Origin of the sequence: Alkalibacter mobilis, assembly GCF_015594845.1 — a bacterium.
Taxonomy (GTDB): Bacteria; Bacillota; Clostridia; order Eubacteriales; family Alkalibacteraceae; genus Alkalibacter; species Alkalibacter mobilis.
The window spans coordinates 1-19241 of the sequence record NZ_JADNRK010000031.1 but is presented as its reverse complement, the minus strand read 5'-3'; the positions used below and the strand labels follow the sequence as shown (position 1 = coordinate 19241).

At 36.0% G+C, this 19241-nt stretch carries 18 protein-coding genes, 1 tRNA gene and 1 pseudogene; 5 read left to right on the top strand and 15 right to left on the bottom strand.

Translation table 11 applies throughout. The features are described 5' to 3' along the window. Nucleotides 1–596 precede the first annotated feature (596 nt). Together IWB18_RS11200 and IWB18_RS11195 are read right to left on the bottom strand one after the other, a co-directional pair. A complete protein-coding gene (locus IWB18_RS11200) occupies nucleotides 597–1676 on the bottom strand; it encodes a sensor histidine kinase (protein ID WP_195683713.1) in 1080 nt (359 codons plus the stop codon). Nucleotides 1677–1924: 248 nt separating this feature from the next. After that, nucleotides 1925–2635: a LytR/AlgR family response regulator transcription factor gene (locus IWB18_RS11195; RefSeq protein ID WP_195683712.1), complete on the bottom strand. Its 711-nt coding sequence runs from the start codon at nucleotides 2633–2635 to the stop codon at nucleotides 1925–1927. Between the two features lie 197 nt (nucleotides 2636–2832). Between IWB18_RS11195 and IWB18_RS12765 the strand changes: the two are divergent. Together IWB18_RS12765 and IWB18_RS11185 are read left to right on the top strand one after the other, a co-directional pair. Continuing rightward, a pseudogene (locus tag IWB18_RS12765) lies at nucleotides 2833–2985 on the top strand (zinc ribbon domain-containing protein); the annotation flags it as partial. Between the two features lie 13 nt (nucleotides 2986–2998). Continuing rightward, nucleotides 2999–3151, top strand: a complete 153-nt coding sequence (locus IWB18_RS11185) for a hypothetical protein (RefSeq protein ID WP_195683711.1) — start codon at nucleotides 2999–3001, stop codon at nucleotides 3149–3151. Nucleotides 3152–3442: 291 nt separating this feature from the next. Here IWB18_RS11185 and IWB18_RS11180 read toward each other — a convergent pair. The 3 genes from IWB18_RS11180 to IWB18_RS11170 all read right to left on the bottom strand — a co-directional run bounded on the left by IWB18_RS11180 (nucleotide 3443) and on the right by IWB18_RS11170 (nucleotide 5299). Next, nucleotides 3443–3534 (bottom strand) — tRNA-Ser (locus IWB18_RS11180). Between the two features lie 39 nt (nucleotides 3535–3573). Further along, on the bottom strand, nucleotides 3574–4290 hold the full coding sequence (locus IWB18_RS11175; RefSeq protein WP_195683710.1) for a hypothetical protein: 717 nt from the start codon (nucleotides 4288–4290) through the stop codon (nucleotides 3574–3576). A 256-nt stretch (nucleotides 4291–4546) separates the two neighbouring features. After that, nucleotides 4547–5299: a class I SAM-dependent methyltransferase gene (locus tag IWB18_RS11170; RefSeq protein ID WP_195683709.1), complete on the bottom strand. Its 753-nt coding sequence runs from the start codon at nucleotides 5297–5299 to the stop codon at nucleotides 4547–4549. A 210-nt stretch (nucleotides 5300–5509) separates the two neighbouring features. Between IWB18_RS11170 and glpK the strand changes: the two genes are divergently transcribed. Both glpK and IWB18_RS11160 read left to right on the top strand, forming a co-directional pair. Next, a complete protein-coding gene (gene glpK, locus IWB18_RS11165; protein ID WP_195683708.1) occupies nucleotides 5510–7009 on the top strand; it encodes a glycerol kinase GlpK in 1500 nt (499 codons plus the stop codon). Between the two features lie 54 nt (nucleotides 7010–7063). After that, nucleotides 7064–7489 (top strand): universal stress protein, encoded by a 426-nt coding sequence (locus IWB18_RS11160; RefSeq protein ID WP_195683707.1) that lies wholly within the window; start codon nucleotides 7064–7066, stop codon nucleotides 7487–7489. Between the two features lie 31 nt (nucleotides 7490–7520). On the opposite strand, the gene putP is transcribed toward IWB18_RS11160, so the two are convergent. The 4 genes from putP to hcp form a co-directional block, all read right to left on the bottom strand. Next, a complete protein-coding gene (gene putP / locus IWB18_RS11155) occupies nucleotides 7521–9053 on the bottom strand; it encodes a sodium/proline symporter PutP (RefSeq protein ID WP_195683706.1) in 1533 nt (510 codons plus the stop codon). A 166-nt stretch (nucleotides 9054–9219) separates the two neighbouring features. Further along, nucleotides 9220–9477, bottom strand: a complete 258-nt coding sequence (locus IWB18_RS11150) for a permease of phosphate ABC transporter (RefSeq protein ID WP_195683705.1) — start codon at nucleotides 9475–9477, stop codon at nucleotides 9220–9222. Between the two features lie 109 nt (nucleotides 9478–9586). After that, the gene (locus IWB18_RS11145) at nucleotides 9587–10987 is read right to left on the bottom strand and encodes a C40 family peptidase (RefSeq protein WP_195683704.1); all 1401 of its coding nucleotides are present in this window, start codon (nucleotides 10985–10987) and stop codon (nucleotides 9587–9589) included. Nucleotides 10988–11149: 162 nt separating this feature from the next. Beyond that, the gene (gene hcp, locus IWB18_RS11140; protein ID WP_195683703.1) at nucleotides 11150–12796 is read right to left on the bottom strand and encodes a hydroxylamine reductase; all 1647 of its coding nucleotides are present in this window, start codon (nucleotides 12794–12796) and stop codon (nucleotides 11150–11152) included. A 441-nt stretch (nucleotides 12797–13237) separates the two neighbouring features. Here hcp and pgeF point away from each other — a divergent pair, with 441 nt between their 5' ends. Beyond that, on the top strand, nucleotides 13238–14050 hold the full coding sequence (gene pgeF, locus IWB18_RS11135; RefSeq protein ID WP_195683702.1) for a peptidoglycan editing factor PgeF: 813 nt from the start codon (nucleotides 13238–13240) through the stop codon (nucleotides 14048–14050). A 17-nt stretch (nucleotides 14051–14067) separates the two neighbouring features. Here the strand turns inward: pgeF and IWB18_RS11130 are convergent, their stop codons facing one another. The 6 genes from IWB18_RS11130 to IWB18_RS11105 form a co-directional block, all read right to left on the bottom strand. Next, nucleotides 14068–14298: a hypothetical protein gene (locus IWB18_RS11130; RefSeq protein WP_195683701.1), complete on the bottom strand. Its 231-nt coding sequence runs from the start codon at nucleotides 14296–14298 to the stop codon at nucleotides 14068–14070. Between the two features lie 90 nt (nucleotides 14299–14388). Continuing rightward, nucleotides 14389–14979, bottom strand: a complete 591-nt coding sequence (locus IWB18_RS11125) for a hypothetical protein (RefSeq protein ID WP_195683700.1) — start codon at nucleotides 14977–14979, stop codon at nucleotides 14389–14391. A gap of 19 nt (nucleotides 14980–14998) precedes the next feature. Further along, entirely contained in the window at nucleotides 14999–15787 is a 789-nt protein-coding gene (locus IWB18_RS11120; RefSeq protein WP_195683699.1) for an EFR1 family ferrodoxin, read from the bottom strand. 52 nt (nucleotides 15788–15839) lie between these two features. After that, nucleotides 15840–17012, bottom strand: a complete 1173-nt coding sequence (locus IWB18_RS11115) for a DUF438 domain-containing protein (protein WP_195683698.1) — start codon at nucleotides 17010–17012, stop codon at nucleotides 15840–15842. A 24-nt stretch (nucleotides 17013–17036) separates the two neighbouring features. After that, nucleotides 17037–18641 (bottom strand): D-alanyl-D-alanine carboxypeptidase family protein, encoded by a 1605-nt coding sequence (locus IWB18_RS11110; RefSeq protein WP_195683697.1) that lies wholly within the window; start codon nucleotides 18639–18641, stop codon nucleotides 17037–17039. Nucleotides 18642–18717: 76 nt separating this feature from the next. Then, nucleotides 18718–19038: a putative heavy metal-binding protein gene (locus IWB18_RS11105; RefSeq protein ID WP_195683696.1), complete on the bottom strand. Its 321-nt coding sequence runs from the start codon at nucleotides 19036–19038 to the stop codon at nucleotides 18718–18720. Nucleotides 19039–19241 lie beyond the last annotated feature (203 nt).

Sequence of the window (19241 nt, the reverse complement as noted above, 5' to 3'; positions counted from 1 at the left end):
TAGCTAATTTTGTGTCATCAACCAATAGCTCTTCTTGAGCTAATGCTGAATTTCCTATACTAACCATACATAATACTAATATTAACGTCAATACTAAAGTTTTTTTCATTATAATTTCAACTCCTTGATTTTTTTAAACCTAACGATACAAAAACTAATGTTCATTCACGGTTTTCATAAATAATACCTACAATTTATTTTCTACTCTTCGCATCTTTGAATTTGAATCGGCTTACAAACTCAAGTGTAGTGGAATGTATACAAAAGACTTATAATCGGCATAACTGCAAATTGAAGTAGTACCAACAAATAAAGAACAAGTGAAATTCTCAACAGAATATTTTCTAGTTTAATACCACATTCAATTTTATAGAGTTTATATAATTGAATACTTGATAATGCCAAGAGTAATCCTAATAACAATAAAAAGTCCATATAAGTAAGCAAACTATTCATTCGTTTTCCCCTCAAATTAAAATAGTCATATTGATCTAGAGAAAATCCCTAAATCAATATGACTATAACATCTTACATCGAATTTTTATTAAAATTGGAACGAAACATCCTTGAAAAGCAACGAATCGACTTGCCTGTTACTAAATCCCACTTTCTACATCAGGGATTACCGCTCTAAAAAGGAAAATATCTGACTGAAAGTCCATCTCACATAATCCACGATATTTTTCTACCACAGACTTAATATTACCAATGCCTGTTCCAATAGAATTGGTAGCTCTATATGGTTTTGATGACAAATATAAACCATTTCTCATTTTTATTGTAGAACAATCGCATGGATTCTTAACTTCAATCAACAACGAGTTGCGCTTATACTTTAGTTTAACATCTATTTTCTTCGGAATATTCCCATCGATTCTTTGACAAGCCTCTATCGCGTTATTCAAAGCATTTCCTAGAATAATGCATAGATCTACATCGTTGATTTGCATGTTGTTAGCTATCATTATTTCATGTTCAAATCCTATACCAAGCTTTTTAGCCTTTGAACTTCTATTATTAATAATCGCATCGACTGCAACATTCGTAGATATTATCCCTTGATTTGACAGATCCAAATCGCTATGAATCTCCTTGATATAATCCATAGCTTTTTTGATTTGACTGTTCTTCAGATACCCACTGATTGTAATTAAGTGCCCTAACATATCATGGCGAATTCTTTTGACTTGATCATAACCGGCAATAATGTTCTTATACTGGTTCTGTTGTAATAGCAGCTGTTCTTCTTTAAACCTGAATTGGTTATTTTCGTCTGTTTGTACGATTATATTGTCAAACAGATAAAACGCCATGAGATTGATATAAACGATGGACAAGCATGCTATAACTCCTAAATCATCAAATGTGTTGTTGATGACCGGTTGATACACACTTATTACAGCCAATACAACACTAACTAACGGTATAGATAGAATTAAGAGCCAGGAGCTTAACGATACATTTGAAGCTTTTCTTCTTCTAAATCTGATGACCACTTCAATCAATAAGATCAATAGTATTTTCGAAACTACGCTTCCAAGGAATAAGTGCATTGGATTGTCTCTAACTCCTTGAATGCTTGCACCAAACAGCAATCCGAATGACATTGCTGTGATCAGCTCAGTAATAAAAGAAAATATGACTATAAAAACTGCTATTATTAATTTAACCCGCATCTTCCCTTGGTAAAATATAAATCCAACAAGAAAATTAACCATAAATACTAGGGCGAGGTTAACTATGAGATTGTCAGAAATAATATTGATTGCAATGTATAGAATAAGTATTGTTGTCAATCCTAATCTGCGAATAAGAACAGAGCATTCTCGTTTTTCCAAGATATGGTTCAAAAATCGGACTACAACAAACAACCCAACTATATTATTCGTTATCAAAACTATGTCGGATGAGAATTCTAATAACATTACATACCTCCCATCATAAAATTCATGTACTCTTTCTTGAGTGGATCTCGAAATTTCTTACTATAATTTAACTCTTCACCTGATGTGAGAATAAGTGTTTTCACTCCAATTTGTTTGATATGACTTACATTAACCAAATAGTATCGACTGATTCTTATGAACCCATCATTCTTGAGCTTCTTTTCAGTATAGCTAATGTTTTCATTGTTCATGTAGCTCTTATCCCCGGCATGTACGATAACGCTTTTTTTGTAACTTTCGATATATAAAATCGTTGACATTCTAATCCCTAACAACTTTTCTCTTGTTTGAATAACATAGACCTTGTTTACATTTGCCTGTATCTCCTTTATGGCTTTGGTTAATACCATATTAAACTTCTCTTTGTCTACAGGTTTTAGTATGAAATCAAAAGCATCTATACTGTAGCCTTCTACAGCATACTCTATAATTGATGTGATGATAATTATGATGCAATTTTCATCCATTTCTCTCACTAATTTTGCTGTTTGGATGCCGTCCAGAACATTCAGTTGCATGTCGAGAAGAATGATGGAGAATCTCTTTCCATCTTCATAATCCTGTATAAGTTCTTCCCCTGAATTGAACTTACACAGATCAACGGCCTCTTTCAAATCCATATCAGTAACGCGTTCTTCCAGTTCTTGTTGCTGTTTCAAATCATCTTCACATATCGCAATTGTCAGCATATCTAATCCCCTACTTTGTTAGATGACATATTAAACATAAATCTATTAACAAGACTTCACCTTAGATAGGTCTTTGTATTTTCATAAAATATTTAGTAGTAGAGCAAACACCAACTAATTATACCACATTTTAACACTTCTCCTGTAAAATAATTAAGAATGGTTCTCCTACCTGATGATGTCGCAGTTATGCTCTACTGGTTATATGTGCAGAATGTGGTGGATCAATGACTGGCGAAACAAGGCGATATAGAAATAAGGAATACAGCTATTACGTCTGCAATAATAAAAAACGCAATAACAGCTGCTCTTGTAAGCCAATCAATAAAGATAAACTTGAGCAATCTGTAATCCAGAATATCAGTGGAAAAATATTCAATAGACGAAACGTTCACAGCATCTGCAAACGAATCCATGAAAGTTATAGAAGAAGCGGGATTGAAAAAGAAATGCTTGGATATGAAAAAGAAATCCGTGGTCTTAACACTAAAATTTCAAATTTGTATAAATCGATAGAAAACGGCCTAAACGCAGAAGAAACAACTAAGATGATAACATTGTTGACTAAACAAAAAAACGTCCTGGAATTCAAGCTTATAGAGCTAAATAGCATACCTGAGCCGCAAAACGAGAGTGTGGATGAGCTTTTTGAAGAATTCAGTTCTAAGGCGCATTTACAAAACCTCTCAAAAGATGGGCAAAAAAAATCATACAGCAGATCGTTGAAAAGATCTTCCTGTATGACTCTGAAAAAATCAGATTGGTCATTAATCCTAATGGTCCAAACGCTGATTTTTGGGATTCTAATGGCGGAGAAGGAGGGATTTGAACCCTCGCGCCGGTTTAGCCGACCTACTGCATTTCGAGTGCAGACCCTTCAGCCACTTGGGTACTTCTCCCTTTTATCTCTCAATTCACCTGTTAAGACAATATCATACCTATCTCCATATTTCAGCAGGCACCTCAATTGATGTTGGACTTGACCCCAAGCTAACTGAAGAAATCTCAAAAGCTTTAGAAGGTTTTATCTCGTCAAATCTGTGCCTTAAATCGATTCTCGCCCAATCAGAAGGTGCTATCATAACATGCCACTCCAGATGCAACTCCCATTCATCAGAAAAAAACAGATAATGAGAAACTACCAACCACTGTGGACTTACAATTGTCCCTGTCCACTCAGTCTCTGAAGTTATATTGAATTCTGGATGAACCTGTGAAAGGTAATTGACAAATGGAATAAGGAGTTCTTCAGCGTAGTCTTTTCTATCATCTTCGCCCTCGATAACTTCGAAGGTCATGGTCTTATTCTCGAAAACCGACCCACGCTTGCCTTCTATCAACACTTCTACTGTTTTTCCGACACTTTCGGTATTTGGAACTACTATAACTTCCGCGACCTGCCCTTCAATGATTTCGCCTTGCACTACGGTTACATTGGCTCCCGTAGCTGAAGCAGTTATTGTTACAGGATCATTTTCAGCTTCATCACTGACAGTAACGAGGTAGTGTATACTCTGGTCGGAAATCGAAAAACCCTTGAGTTCTTCGGGCGTCACGCTCATAGTAAATGGAGAGTCATTTTTAACATCGCTACAACCATAAAAGAGAAATAGCACTGTTAAGAGCAGTCCTAAAAACTTCCCACCGGTTTTCATTTACATTTGCACTCCTTTCAAACAAAAAATGCATATGTCTGGTCTGTTCAGCGGTTTTGAAAACTGCGATATTAAATGATCGATCTAAACTCCCGTCAGTTACATTATACACCTTATGGACTTTCAAAGATATAGAGTGATGTAAATAACGTCAAAAAAAGCCTTTCTCAAAGATGAGCCAAGGCTATAAAAACTGGTTGTAGTTTATAATTGATTTCACTGTTTTTAAGTGAATCACATTTCACATTCTAAATATCTATTTTATACCTCCAATAAGGAACATGGGTGTAGATCTGTAATTGATTTTCTCTTCATCGTCCCAAACTTTGTCACCGATTCCTGATTCAACAAAGACTTTATTAAAACCGGTTTCCAAGAGTTTAACACTGTCCCATTGTGGTCTTTCAATTCTACTTAAAGGCAGATTTCGTGCAATTTCTTCCATGGCAGATGTATCGGTATTTACATAATGATCTTCCACCATATGGATTTGAGAGCGCAATCTGTCTTGCTCATATTCTTCTCTTTTATCTTCGTAGTGGACATGCAAATACCAATTGGCATCAAAGTTCAACATAACTCCACCCTTCTTCAACACCCTGTACCAGGATGCATAAGCCTTCTCAGGATCTTCAAGATTCCAAGTCAAATTTCTGGTTATTATCAAGTCAAAAGTATTATCATCGAATTTGATATCATGAGCATCCATTTTGTAGAAAGAAATCCTATCGTTCAATTTGCCCGCGTTATTCTTGGCTTTTTCAATCATCTCGCTGGTATAATCCACCGCTGTGACATGGTGACCCATTTCAGCCATAATTATGGCAAAAAACCCAGGTCCTGTACCTATATCTAAAACTTCTAGTCTTCTATCATCAACTTTTGGACAATATTCTGCTATCAACTCAGTCCAAGCATGCCTTTTATAGCAATTCAGTTCTTTAAGATTTACTTCGCAATATCCTTGAGCCCTGTTTGTCCAATAATCTTCAATTTTTTTTAAAAGCATATCATTCACCATCCCAATAATTTATAATAAAAAAACCACGAAAATAACAGAGGTGTCTCCTCTTTACCTTCATGGTAGTTAACTGGCTTCTTTGCCGTTTTTTTAATTTTACATCTTTGATATTTATTTGTCAATTACTTTTTTAAGTTGTCTGAATTTTTAATGAACTCGTGATATACTGAAGGTATAAATAAAATGGAGGCTGGATGCATGGATAAATATGTTCTTTCTCTTGATCAAGGAACAACAAGTTCTAGAGCCATACTATTTGACAAAAAAGGTATGATCGTTGGTGTTGCTCAAAGCGAGTTTCCTCAAATTTTTCCGAAAGCCGGTTGGGTTGAGCACGATCCAATGGAAATATGGGGCACTCAAAGCGGCGTTGCAAGACAAGTTCTGGACAAACATGGTATAAGTCCTACTGAAGTGGCTGCAATAGGGATCACAAATCAAAGAGAAACCACTGTGGTGTGGGACAAAAACTCAGGTAAGCCGGTTTATAATGCAATTGTCTGGCAATGCCGCAGGACGGCAGATTATTGCGACGGGCTAAAAGCTGATGGTTGGTCAAAAATAATCAAAGAAAAAACCGGATTGGTGGTAGATGCTTATTTCTCTGCAACAAAAATAAAATGGATCCTGGACAACGTGGAAGGAGCCCGCAAGAAAGCAGACGAGGGCGAACTTTTATTTGGAACCATAGATACATGGATAATATGGAATTTAACAAAAGGACGAATTCATGCAACTGACTTCAGTAATGCTTCAAGAACAATGTTGTTCAATATCAACTCACTGGAATGGGATCGCGAATTGATGGACAAGTTGGACATACCATATTCAATGATGCCGGAAGTCAGGGCTTCAAGTGGCATATTCGGACATACAGATCCCAACACTTTTGGCGGAGCCAACATCCCTATTACCGGAGTTGCAGGAGATCAACAGGCCGCCTTGTTCGGGCAAGCTTGTTTTGAACCGGGAACTGCCAAAAATACATATGGAACAGGTTGTTTCATGCTTATGAATACAGGTGAAAAAAAGGTAAGATCCGATAGTGGTTTATTGACTACAATAGCCTGGGGAATCGACGGCAAGATAAACTATGCCCTTGAGGGGAGCATATTTGTGGCAGGTGCCGCAATACAGTGGCTGCGAGATGAATTAAAACTGGTCTATGATTCAGCCCAATCAGAATACTATGCCAACATGGTACCTGATACTAACGGTGTTTACGTAGTCCCCGCATTTACGGGTTTAGGTGCCCCATACTGGGATATGTATGCCAGGGGTTCTATTTTCGGCTTGACCAGAGGTGCAAAAAGAGAACATATCGTTAGAGCTACTTTGGAAGCAATAGCATATCAAACAAAAGATGTGTTGACAGCCATGGAAAATGATTCTAAAATCACTCTAAAATCCCTGCGTGTCGATGGTGGAGCTTCTGCAAACGACTTCTTAATGGCTTTTCAATCAGACATATTGAATGTTCCGGTTTTAAGACCTAAAATACTTGAAACCACTGCGCTTGGAGCAGCTTATCTGGCTGGTTTGTCGGTAGGGTTTTGGAGTGACAAAGTTGAAATTATGAGTAATTGGGCACTGGATAGAAAGTTTGTGCCTACCATGACAGAAGAAAAAAGGAGAAAACTGTACAGCGGTTGGAAAAAGGCAGTAGTCAGATCCCTTGAATGGGAAGAAGATTTTTAAGCAAAAATGTGATAAAATGTAATTAACTAAATAATGTTTGAAGGAGGCTTTAAAATGTACAAGAAGATTTTGGTACCTACGGATGCTTCTGATTTTTCAAAAAGAGCACTGCTGGAAGCAATAGGGATCGCTCACATGACTGATGGAGAAATCATATTATTGAACATTACACACTCCCCTGACTCTTACTGGGGTTACACAGCTTCTTACGGAATAAATGTAAACCAGGATGCTTTGGAGCAGCTTGGAAAAATGGCAATTGATATAACTTTGGCTGATATAACTACTGATGTTGAAATCAAAACAATGATCAGATACGGCTCTCCCAGTCTGCAAATAATGGACGTGGCCACTGAAGAAGACGTGGATTTGATCGTAATGGGAAGCCATGGAAGAGGATTTGTATCGGGTGCTCTGATAGGAAGCGTGAGTCAAAAGATTTTACACAACTCAAAATGTCCAGTACTGATCGTGAAATGAAAAATGCTCCTTATCGGAGCATTTTTTTCGTTCATATATTGGATTTCAAGTATTCATCGTAACTGTCTTGTATTTCTTTTGTGGGCTCGGCAGTCAATAAACTTACTACAACTATAAACACGATGGAGATCACAAAAGCCGGTAAAAGTTCGTATAAGTTTATGTATGATTTGATAAAATTTCTCCAGATCAATACTGTAGCTCCTCCACTCAATATCCCTGCAAGTGCTCCTTGCCAGTTCATTCTTTTCCAATACAGCGACAACAAAATTGCTGGTCCAAAAGCCGCCCCGAAACCTGCCCAGGCATATGATACCAAATCAAATACGGAACTATTTGGATCGCTGGCGATTATTAAAGCAATCAAAGCAACTACTATAACGGTTATTCTGCTTATCCATAGCAAATGCTTATCTTGCAGTCTTCCTTTAAATATATTTTTAAATATATCTTCCGAAACAGCAGAAGATGTTACCAGTAATTGCGAATCGGCAGTGCTCATTATAGCGGACAAAATTGCAGTAAGCAGAAGCCCGGCTATTATTGCAAATCCTGGTCCTTTAAGGAGATTTTGTACCATATAGATAAATATCTTTTCACCATCCATATTTGCAAGAACATCAGCGCTCACTATGGTCGACATATAGGCTTTGCCTATTATCCCAAGTACTGTTGCCGCCGCAAGGGTAATTACGACCCAGGTCGTAGCAATTCTTCGAGCCGGTTTCACATCCTTAGATCTTCGTATTCCCATGAATCTCGCAAGTATGTGCGGTTGCCCGAAGTAACCCAGACCCCATGCCGCTATTGAGATGATACTCATAAAACTTAAAGTATCGGTACCCAGCCAATGATTGATATTGAAACCATCTGACAAGTTAGCCAAATTTGAAGCTATCTCAATAGTATCATTGACCCCACCCATTTTTGTTAAAGCTATTATTGGCAGAGTTATAATTGCAAAGAACATAAGTATTCCCTGTATCAGATCCGTCCAACATACTGCCAGAAATCCCCCCAGAAAAGTGTATGAAACAATTACTATTGCACCTAATATCAATGCAGTTTCATATTTGAGCCCAAAAACAGCATTGAATAACTTCGCTCCAGCTGAAAATTGTGCAGCAGTGTAAATCAGAAAAAATACTACAATGAAAACAGCTGAAATTATTTTGATCAAATGACTCTTATCATCAAATCTATTTTCAAGAAAAGTAGGTATGGTGATGGAATTTCCCGCATGTTCTGAATATTGTCTTAATTTCTTGGCAAGGATCAGCCAGTTTAAATAAGTACCAAATGCCAATCCAACGGCTGTCCAAACCGCCTCAGCTATCCCATTATTCTTGGTCAAAAGGAATGCTGTTCCAGGCAAACCCATCAACAGCCATCCGCTCATATCCGATGCTTGGGCACTCATTGAAGTTACCCATACATTTAAATTTCTTCCACCTAAAAAATAATCACTTTGACTATTACTTGTCTTGAAAAAATATGCTCCTACTCCGAGCATGACGCATAAATATAATACTAAAACTATTGCATGTACCGTAGCATCCGTCATAAGTTCCCCCCTGTATGTTTTTATGATTTTTGTGCATAAAATTACAAAAACCATTTTCCATTATACAGGTTTCTTTTCTCGAATTAAAGTGAAATAAGCAAATATTTTAATTTATCAGAATATTCTATTAAAGAAGATATACAAAATTTTGTATATCTTCTTTAGATCAATAAATATCATTTTCGTATTCATTCTTATCCAAGTCGATTTCCTCAAGGATTTTACCTGCAAATTTAGCAGTCAAAGGGCCGGAAGACAATAAGAAAACTAAAGACGCGCATGTTGCAGTCTTTTTCTTTAATTTGCCCGGCACGACCATCCCAATTAATAGACCCAAAGCAATTACCGATGTTTTTAACAGTGCAATATCGATAATCGTCATATCATTTTTAAATTCTCGGGCAAAAGTAGTTAATCTTTTCATAAAAGATCATCTCCTCATTTATTTGTATCAATAATACATTACTACCCTAATTTATTAAATTATCACATTATTATATAAAAAACCGAACTTAAAAAAGTTCGGTTTAAAATTAATATAATCTACGGCCTGAAATATATTTCGATCTCCAATATGCAGAGTTTAATGATGTTATTTCAACTCTTTTACCTGGACTTGGAGAGTGGATAAAGTTACCACCGCCTACATAAATTCCAACATGTCCTGAAAAAGCAACCAAATCTCCTGGTTTTAAATTGTTTTTGGCAACATAACCTCCAACATATCGTTGACTGTAGCTTGTTCTTGGAATACTTATTCCAACTTGTCTATAAACATAAGATGTGAAACCTGAACAGTCAAATCCTGCGGGGGTCGAACCTCCATATCTGTAGGGAGTTCCAATATATTTTTTTGCTTCACTCACTATTGCATTTCCCAGACTTGAGTTGTAAGCAGAAGCCGATTTTGAAGAACTGACCGCAGAAACCGGTCTGGATTTTGTTCCAACCAGTATTATTTTATTGGTTGGTTCGATCAAGGTTTTCTCGTTCAACACCTTTGAAGTTGAAACTGATCCGTTTAGATATACGATTTCCCTTACGATTTCTTTTTCTCCATATTTGCCTTCCTGTTTCACTTTAGTACTGCCTACGTAAATACTCGAGTCTTTTATCTTTTCTGTATTGAAATTTATTTTTTCTGTTGCAGTTTCTTCAACTGTGTATTCAACATCCAAATATGGTTTAATTACGGTCAGGTTGATTACATCACCAGGCTTTAATTCTTCCAAATTCTTTTTGGGATTGGCTTCTTCAAGGGATCTCATACCCACTTCAAAAGATCTGGATATTGTCCAGGCTGAGTCGCCGGATGCCACCAGGTATGTCTGAGTAGTTTCTTCTTCACCATTTACGATCTTTTGGGCTTCATCAAAAGATAAAATATTATCCGCTAAAACCTCTTGCTCTTCTATTTTTACATTTTGCTTGAAATCTATATCTAGCAACTTGATATTCTCGTTATCTGTGACAAACTTTTCTTCGTAAGGCTGCTTTATGGATTCTAAAATATTTTTCGCCGCTTGTTCTGTCTCGACAACGAGCATTTCTTTTTCATCTACTAAAATTACTGCAGCAGTTTTGTATACAACGATTTTATCAGTGATCAATTTCGCAGTTTCAGCTGCAGTCAAATAATCTTGAGTTTTATTTTTTACTTTTTCTATTACGATATTGCCTTGGTATGTAAAATCTTCTCCATATCTTTCAGTAAGATTTTCTTCAACATCAATATATACATCTTCAATAATCTTTTGATCCTTTACCGTACCAACTATACTTCCATTGAGATACACCTCATAAGAAAAACTATTTTGATACAAATAAATTCCCAAAGTCGAAACGGCTGTTATGATTGCGGCAGCCAAAAATGCCACAAGTCTACTGCTTAAATTATTCGACTGATGTGTAAAGATTTTTTTAACATACCCCATATACTTGCCTCCAAAGTTTTTTTTATCAACATGTCTATATTAACACTTTGTAGACATTTGTACAAACAAATTTTACATTTTAGTTACAAAATCAATGTTTTATCCTTATACAAATAAAAGACCGAAATCCTAGGATTTCAGTCTTTTATGTAATAATTCATCTTATGCCATGAACAATTTTATATCTTCGTCAACAGTTCCGATTCCAGCAATGCCGAAGGTATCAACTAAAACTTTTGCTACATTTGGTGACAAGAAGCTTGGAAGAGTTGGTCCCAAGTGTATATTCTTAACTCCAAGATAAAGCAATGCCAACAATACGATTACTGCCTTTTGCTCATACCATGCAATATTGTAAGCAATAGGCAATTCATTTATGTCATTAAGCTCAAAAATTTCTTTCAATTTTAGCGCAATTACTGCTAATGAATAGGAGTCATTACATTGTCCAGCATCTAGAACTCTCGGTATTCCACCGATATCTCCCAACGGAAGCTTGTTGTATCTGAATTTTGCACAACCTGCTGTAAGGATCACAGTATCCTGCGGAAGTTGCTCGGCAAATTCAGTATAGTATTCTCTTGATTTCATTCTTCCATCACAACCAGCCATTACAAAGAATTTCTTGATTGCTCCGGTTTTAACTGCATCCACAACTTTGTCAGCCAATGCAAACACCTGCGCATGTGCAAATCCTCCAACAATAGTTCCATTTTCGATCTCGACAGGTGGGTTCAACTTCTTGGCATGCTCTATGATTTCAGTGAAATCTTTCATGCCATTTTCATCTGGAACAATGTGCTTGCAACCAGGATAACCAGAAGCTCCTGTAGTATAGATTCTTGATCCTTGATCACCTTTAGGTGGCACTATGCAGTTTGTTGTAAACAGAACAGGTCCATTGAATGTTTCGAACTCTTCGTTCTGCTTCCACCAGGCATTTCCGTAATTCCCAACGAAATTGTCATATTTTTTAAATGCGGGATAGTAATTTGCAGGAAGCATTTCTCCATGAGTATAAACATCAACACCTGTTCCCTTTGTTTGTTCCAGAAGTTGTTCAAAATCTTTTAAATCGTGACCTGAAACAAGGATCGCAGGATTATTTCTTACTCCAATATTTACTTCAGTAATTTCCGGATTTCCATAAGTTCCCGTATTTGCAGCATCCAGCATTGCCATTGTGTCAACACCGAATTTACCTGTTTCAAGTGTTAGAGCAACCAATTCATCTGCAGTTAAAGTATCATCCAGTGTAGCCGCAAGTGCTTTAACCATAAATCTATTTATTTCGTCACTGCTTTTTCCCAAGTTGTATGCGTGCTCTGCATATGCAGCCATGCCTTTTACTCCATAGATGATCAGTTCTCTCAAAGATCTCACATCTTCATTTTCAGTAGCTAAAATCCCTACTTCAGGTGCATTTGCTTTTTCCAATAAAGCTTCATCGTTTGCAGGCGTCCAGGTAGCACAATCATGCAACCCTTCCAAAGCCAATCCTGCATTTGACAAGACAGCCTTTATTTCATCCCTCAAAGCGATGCCAGTTTTTATTTGGTTTATAATTGCAGCGTCGTCGAAATTTGCATTGGTAATAGTCACGAACAGGCCGTTCATGATAAAATGCGAAGTATCCGGTATCTGTACATTTGCTTCTTCAGCCTTAAGAACCAGCTGTGAAATTCCTTTTAGTGTATAGATCAATAAATCTTGAAGGTTTGCAACATCTTCATTTTTTCCGCAAACACCTTTGATGGTACATCCAACACCTTTGGCTGCTTCTTGACATTGATAACAAAACATGCTCATAAGTTTATCTCTCCTTTGGTTAAATAATTTTCAATCTCTTGTGAGCATTATAGCAAAAACGCAAGATCAAATCCGTATCTTGGGATACATAATTGTACAAATTTAACACTTAACAACTATATATCTTCCAAATATTCATATCATTTTGCTTGTACACAAAAGATTACTCCGTTAAATTTGATACCCATAACAATTATTTATAAACAGCATTATTTATTTATACTCACTTTTCTTCTGGAATATTTCATTATATAAAAAGTCTGGAAGATTTCTTCAAATTTTAAAAATGATTCTTGATTTTAACCTGTCCCTCATCTTTTATATAATCTAGCTGGAATATATTCTTAAACTTTTATCAAGTATTTCCAGCCCGGTTATTAAGTACTACATCATAGTCAAAATTTTGGTATAATTAAGTAAATCAAATTTAGGAGTGACCCTATGTCAATGAAAACAAATATTTATGAAAATTTCGAATTTTTTACTTTTGATTCTTTTGAACAGAGCGGGTTGGTAAAACATTGCTTTACCAGCAGGATTGGCGGTACAAGTAAACCACCATTTGATTCAATGGATCTTAACATCCGGGAAAAGTCATATAGAAATGATATTAAATCAAACTTTGAAATATTGGCAAGAGCCTTGGATACAAAACTTAAAAATTTTACTTCTTCAGACCAGATCCATAAGGATATCATTTGGAACGTTAAGGAAAAAGACAAGGGCAAGGGCATCTTGTTTCCTTCTGATATTGAAGAAGTGGACGGACTCATTACAAATCAAAAATACATTGCATTGATCACCTATTATGCTGATTGCGTTCCTTTATTCATACTTGATCCTGTAAAAAAAGCCATCGGTTTGTCACATGCCGGTTGGCGAGGTACAGTAAAAGGAATTGGAATCAAGACATTAGATAAGATGAAGGACGAGTTTGATACAGATCCTGCCGACTGTCTCATCGGAATAGGACCATCGATCGGTGAGTGCTGTTTTGAAGTCGGCTTGGACGTCGTTGACGAAATTAGAAATAAATTTGACAATTGGGAAAAATATTGCAAAATAAAATCCGAGGATAAATATCATGTAGATTTATGGAATCTCAACAAAGATCAGTTTATGGGATCTGGCGTAAAGGAAGAAAATATAACCATCTCCGAAATGTGTACAAAATGCCTGGGTGAAAAATTTTATTCTTACAGAAGAGATGGTCATCCTACCGGTAGAATGGCCGCGGTAATGATGCTGATATAAAAAACGTCGGGCCTAAATCAATGGCTCCGACGTTTCAATTCTTTTTTGATGCTTTGAATTTGTTTTTTGATAGAGCTGATTTCTTCTTCGAACTCTTTTGCTTGCTGCATTACTTTTTTACTTGAAATATGCATTCCTGTTTGACCTAAAACCATGGTTTTCTCCATCTGAACCTCTTCAAGATCTTCTTCCAAGCCCATTAGTTCGTCTTTAAGATCTTCAATTGAAAATGAACTGATTTCTGACAAGTTGCCTACTCCTCTCGATATATAATTTCAACACTATTATAACTCGAAATTTAATTCCTGTCAAAATATTCACAATTCCACTGTGATTCATCAAGCATAAGATTCGTAATAAATTCCCGAAACACTTTTAGTAGGTTTCATTAAGTTACTATGACTTAGTTTAACACCTATTAAATTTTCGGTGTCTCCAAAAATACCGAACAGTCTTGGCTGATCAATTAAATCCCAGTCGTTCAGAGCCCCTGGAATATGATATTCAAGCTCTTTTGTATCATACATTTCTCTAATTTTTTTTGCTATAAATTCGGTTGCCTGTTCAAGTATGATGCCCTGGATACCATCAAGTATATATTGTTCCATAATATCATCCAAGTCCTTATAGTATTCTTCTATCTCCATACCGCATGTGATTATGTAAGGATAGACTACATTAGTCTTGCTGCCTATTTCAGAAAGTAAACTGCTGGAAAATTTTTCTCCTGCAAATTCGATGGATTCATCGTCATTCCCAGTAATATCAGCCTTAAAAAACACTCCTTTGGGAATTGCAGTGCTAATTGCTATTTTTATCATATCGTCAAGGATCTCCATTAAACTTTCCTTGGATCTAAGTTTTAATTTTTCTGCAATGTCTGCCTTATTCAAATTAAAAGGTATGTTGTCAATGAAATTTATGTTCATAATAATTCTCCTCTTTTCCTTAAAAGAACACTTCCGGTTCTTTTCTGATTTCAGAACAATTTTCTATCAATGATTCCGTAATTTTTGAAATCAATTCGTTATCGAAATATTTTGCATCTACTGGACAAATCTTTATACAAGAACAACATTTTATACACTTGCTGGAATCAATTTTAGAAAAATCGACAAAATCAATTGCTTCAACAGGACAGTTTTCCGCACATAATCTGCATTTAGTGCACTTATCATTTGTCATTGGTGCTATTGGTGGCATTGGTTTTCTTTCTTTGTAAGGATGACCGCCTTTGATGTTTACACGGTTGTATTCAAGATCATCATGCATGAATGCTTCAATTTTTTCATTAACGCTCGCAGCAAAGGATTTTGCTTCAAGCAAATCAGATTCGTCCGGTCTTCCCCCGGCAACTTTTTCAGTATATGAATGCTCACCGATAAACGCACCGGCTGCTACACATATAAATCCGTTTGATTCAAAAACATCTCTCAGTTCCAACAACGCATCATCATAATCTCTGTTACCGTAAACTACTGTAAAAACGGCCAATGTGTCATTGCCTTTTATTTTATTAAAATAATCCTCAAGGATCAATGGAATTCTTCCTCCATATACGGGTACTCCCACTACAACAAGATCCTTGTCCTGAAAATTTATTTCTTCCGTGCGGTTGGATGCCAAGGTTATATCATACTCATTTTTCACTTCTCCCAATTCACAGGCTATTTGGTTTACGATCTTCTTAGTTCCTTTTGTTGGACTGAAATAAATAGACGAAATAGTGTGTTTCATTGATTCTCTCCTTGCTGAATTTTGACTTTTTTGAACGCATTTTTTGTTTTGCCTATTTCCACTGAAGCAATCTTTGTTCTCCCTCCAGGGCTCTTAATCCACTGATTTCCTGACTGACCTCAAGTGTGCCTTTATAAGTTCCATTTTCATCTCTTAATGCAAAATAAGTTATATAAATAAATAGATTCTTTCTTTGCAACCAAAATTCCGCTTTGCTTTTGCTGGCATTCTTAAACGAATCCAGAATTTCATCTACAATGTGAACACTTTCAGGAGGATGACAATTTTTCACATTTCTTCCTATTATGGCTGGAGAACGCGGGAAAATTCTTTCTTTGGGCCTACTGAAATATACAACCTTGTCATTTTCATCAACAAAAGTCATGTCCAAAGGGATAGTATCCATGAGCAGCCTGACCTGTTCCATTGTCATGTTTCCAGTTTCAGAATAGAATATTTCAGAATTTGAATCTTGTAATTCACCTTTTTTGTACTTGGGTACATTGAAAGAGGGCTTGTCCAAATATGGGAATCCATATTCTCTACTCTGAAAATGCAAATCTTCAAATTCATCTTCACTAATAACTTCAGTAGAAGCCGGAAATAAGATCAGTTCCTGCTTTTGTACCAACCCATATAATTTGAAGTATAGGTTACCTATCTCAATATTTAAATCATGTAAATTATTATCATAGCTTTCCAGATTCGATCTAAAGTTTTTTAGGGATTCTCTTACTTCATCGTGTAAAGCCCACATGATCTTCAGGCCATCGTATTTCTCCATCTTTTTTTCCATCGTAGGAAATAAAATATTTTCCAATTTTAAGAGATGTTCATCATATAATGATATGTCATCGATAAATGCGATGGTTTTGTCTTTATAGTCTTTAAAATCATCCGTCTTTATAACATTTTTAAATTCTTTTAATCTGGAAATAAATTCTTTGTTTTCAGCCATCAAATAAAACAAAAATGTATCTTCTTTCGGTTTTTTCCACTCATAATCCTTAAGATACTTATAAAAAACATTTATCAGCTTGTCTACAAAGAGCAACATTTCCTTAGGCTCCAGACCAAGCTTCAATTGTTCATTTTCTACAAAAATCAAATCTTGTGGAGTTATGGTCTTTATGTCCTCAAGATATTTGTCGTATAATTCCTTGCCATTCTCATTTTTGTATATGCCTTGACAATAACTAATAAGTCGTTCGAGTCTCTTTTCCATGGCCACGCTCCTCGTATTATATAGTTAATTAAAACCGAAGTACTCTTCCAAGGTAATACCCTTATTGTACAAGATCGATGCCATATCCCGACCTACATATCTGATATGCCAAGGTTCATAAGCGTATCCGGTTATGTCCTCGCTACCTAATTGATATCTAATTATAAAGCCGAACTTGTGAGCATTTTTTGACAACCAAACCCCCTCTGGTGCAGAACCAAAAGCCGTCACAAGCTGGTTGTTAACAGATTTAGCAGTTACGTCCATTGCCAAACCAGTCTGATGTTCACTGTGACCAGGTTGTGCACTGTATTTACTTGCATGTTCGTAACCGTTGTTTTTTACACTATTTGAATATAAAGTGCTCTGGGTATTATATGATCTGTAACCAGATCTTGCGATCAATTCAAATCCACTTTCCTTGGCAGCAATATACAAATCATAAAGTGCATCAGCTGCAACCCGTTTCATTTTGTTGGCTTCACTGCTCAAATAAACTACCGGGATATCAACCTTAACAAGATCAGATGGAATAAATCCTTCCGACACGGCTCTGGACTTGTTAACTACTACATCGATAGAGTTCGGATTTCCTACCATCAGCGGTTTTACTCTTAAATCGAAATCAGTTTTATAATCTTTATATCTTACCGACACCTTTTGTGTCCCGGCAATTTTTGAATTGAATCCCGAGATAACAAGTTTATCATTTTCTATTATTTCAGTTTCCCCGTTATCGTAATCCAAAACTACCTTCAGTCCCTTGTAATCAATGTTGTCGTTCAGCTCATAAACGACTTTAGAAGGTCTGCTAGCTACGGATATACCCACTTCTTTCTTTTTCTCTACTTCAATTGTAAATTCTGCTGAATGACCCTCGAATGCAACCGTCAAATTTTGGTCCCCAATTTTATTTTTTTCAAATCCGACAACTTTAAAGTCCTTATCATTTATGATTTCCGGAATCCCATTGTCAAACATTGCCTCAACTTTCAAACCTGAAAGATCAAGATTTACATTTTCAGGATAAACAAGTTTTGTAGGTAATGAAATGATTTCAATACCCTGCAGTGTTTTTTTTGCAAACTCGACTTTGAATATATCATAATGGCCGTTATAACCTATCTTAATTTCCTGACTGCCGATCATATCAGGATCATAATCGTTGATTACCAGTAACTTGCCATCTAAATCTTCGTAGGTTCCGTTATCATAATGGCCCTTTACTATAATTCCATCAAGTTCTATGCTCTGCCCTTGAATGTAATTTACCAAATCAGGTGGGTTTACGATTTCAAGTTCGATTAATTTCTTTTCTCTTATCAAGACAGTAATTTCGATTTTTTCATTTCTGTACGCACCTGTTACGATCTTTTCACCTGGTTCAGCCGTATTTATATCTGAAAACTTGATTTGATTTCCGGACAAAGATTTTGTTGAACCATTTTCAAACTCTACTAAAAATTCCAAGTTTGAAAAATCCGGATCCTTTCCCTCAACATATACCAGTTCATCTCTACTGGAAATGAGTTCCAAGCTTTTAACCTTGGAGTATGTTGATCCGATTAAGGCAATAATGATTATAAGCACAGCCAGTGATATAAGAATGAGTTTATTTTTTGACTTCATAATTTAACCTTTACATTTTGCTTTATATTTCTTGTGATCCAAATGAATCCTGCAGACAATATAGACATTTTTAAATTTATTCGACTACAACTGCTGTTCCAGAAGCAGTTACCATAAGCATGTTGCCTCCCTGCCCAAGTGTTTCGTAGTCTATATCTACACCTATTACTGCATTTGCTCCCATAGATATAGCTCTTTTTTCCATTTCTGATAATGCAGATTCACGCGCTTCAATTAATTCCCCTTCATAGGAACCTGACCTGCCTCCAAAAAAATTTGTCAATCCGGCTGCAAAATCTTTAATAAAGTCAACACCTGAAATTACTTCCCCAAATACGATCCCTTTGTATTCGGTTATTTTTTTTCCCTCTATTTGCGGTGTAGTAGTAACTATCATATATATCCCCTTTTCTATAGTTAATAAATAAATTATAACAAATAACATTAAAAATTCAAAGTCATCTTTGATTCTGTGTTGTTAACTTGTGATAATGTCACCTTTAGATTCACTTGATAAAATGTCACATTCTATTAAACTGAAAATATGAAAAAAGGATGGATCACTTTGTCGCAAGAGCAGTTAAAGACCTATAAGGTCAT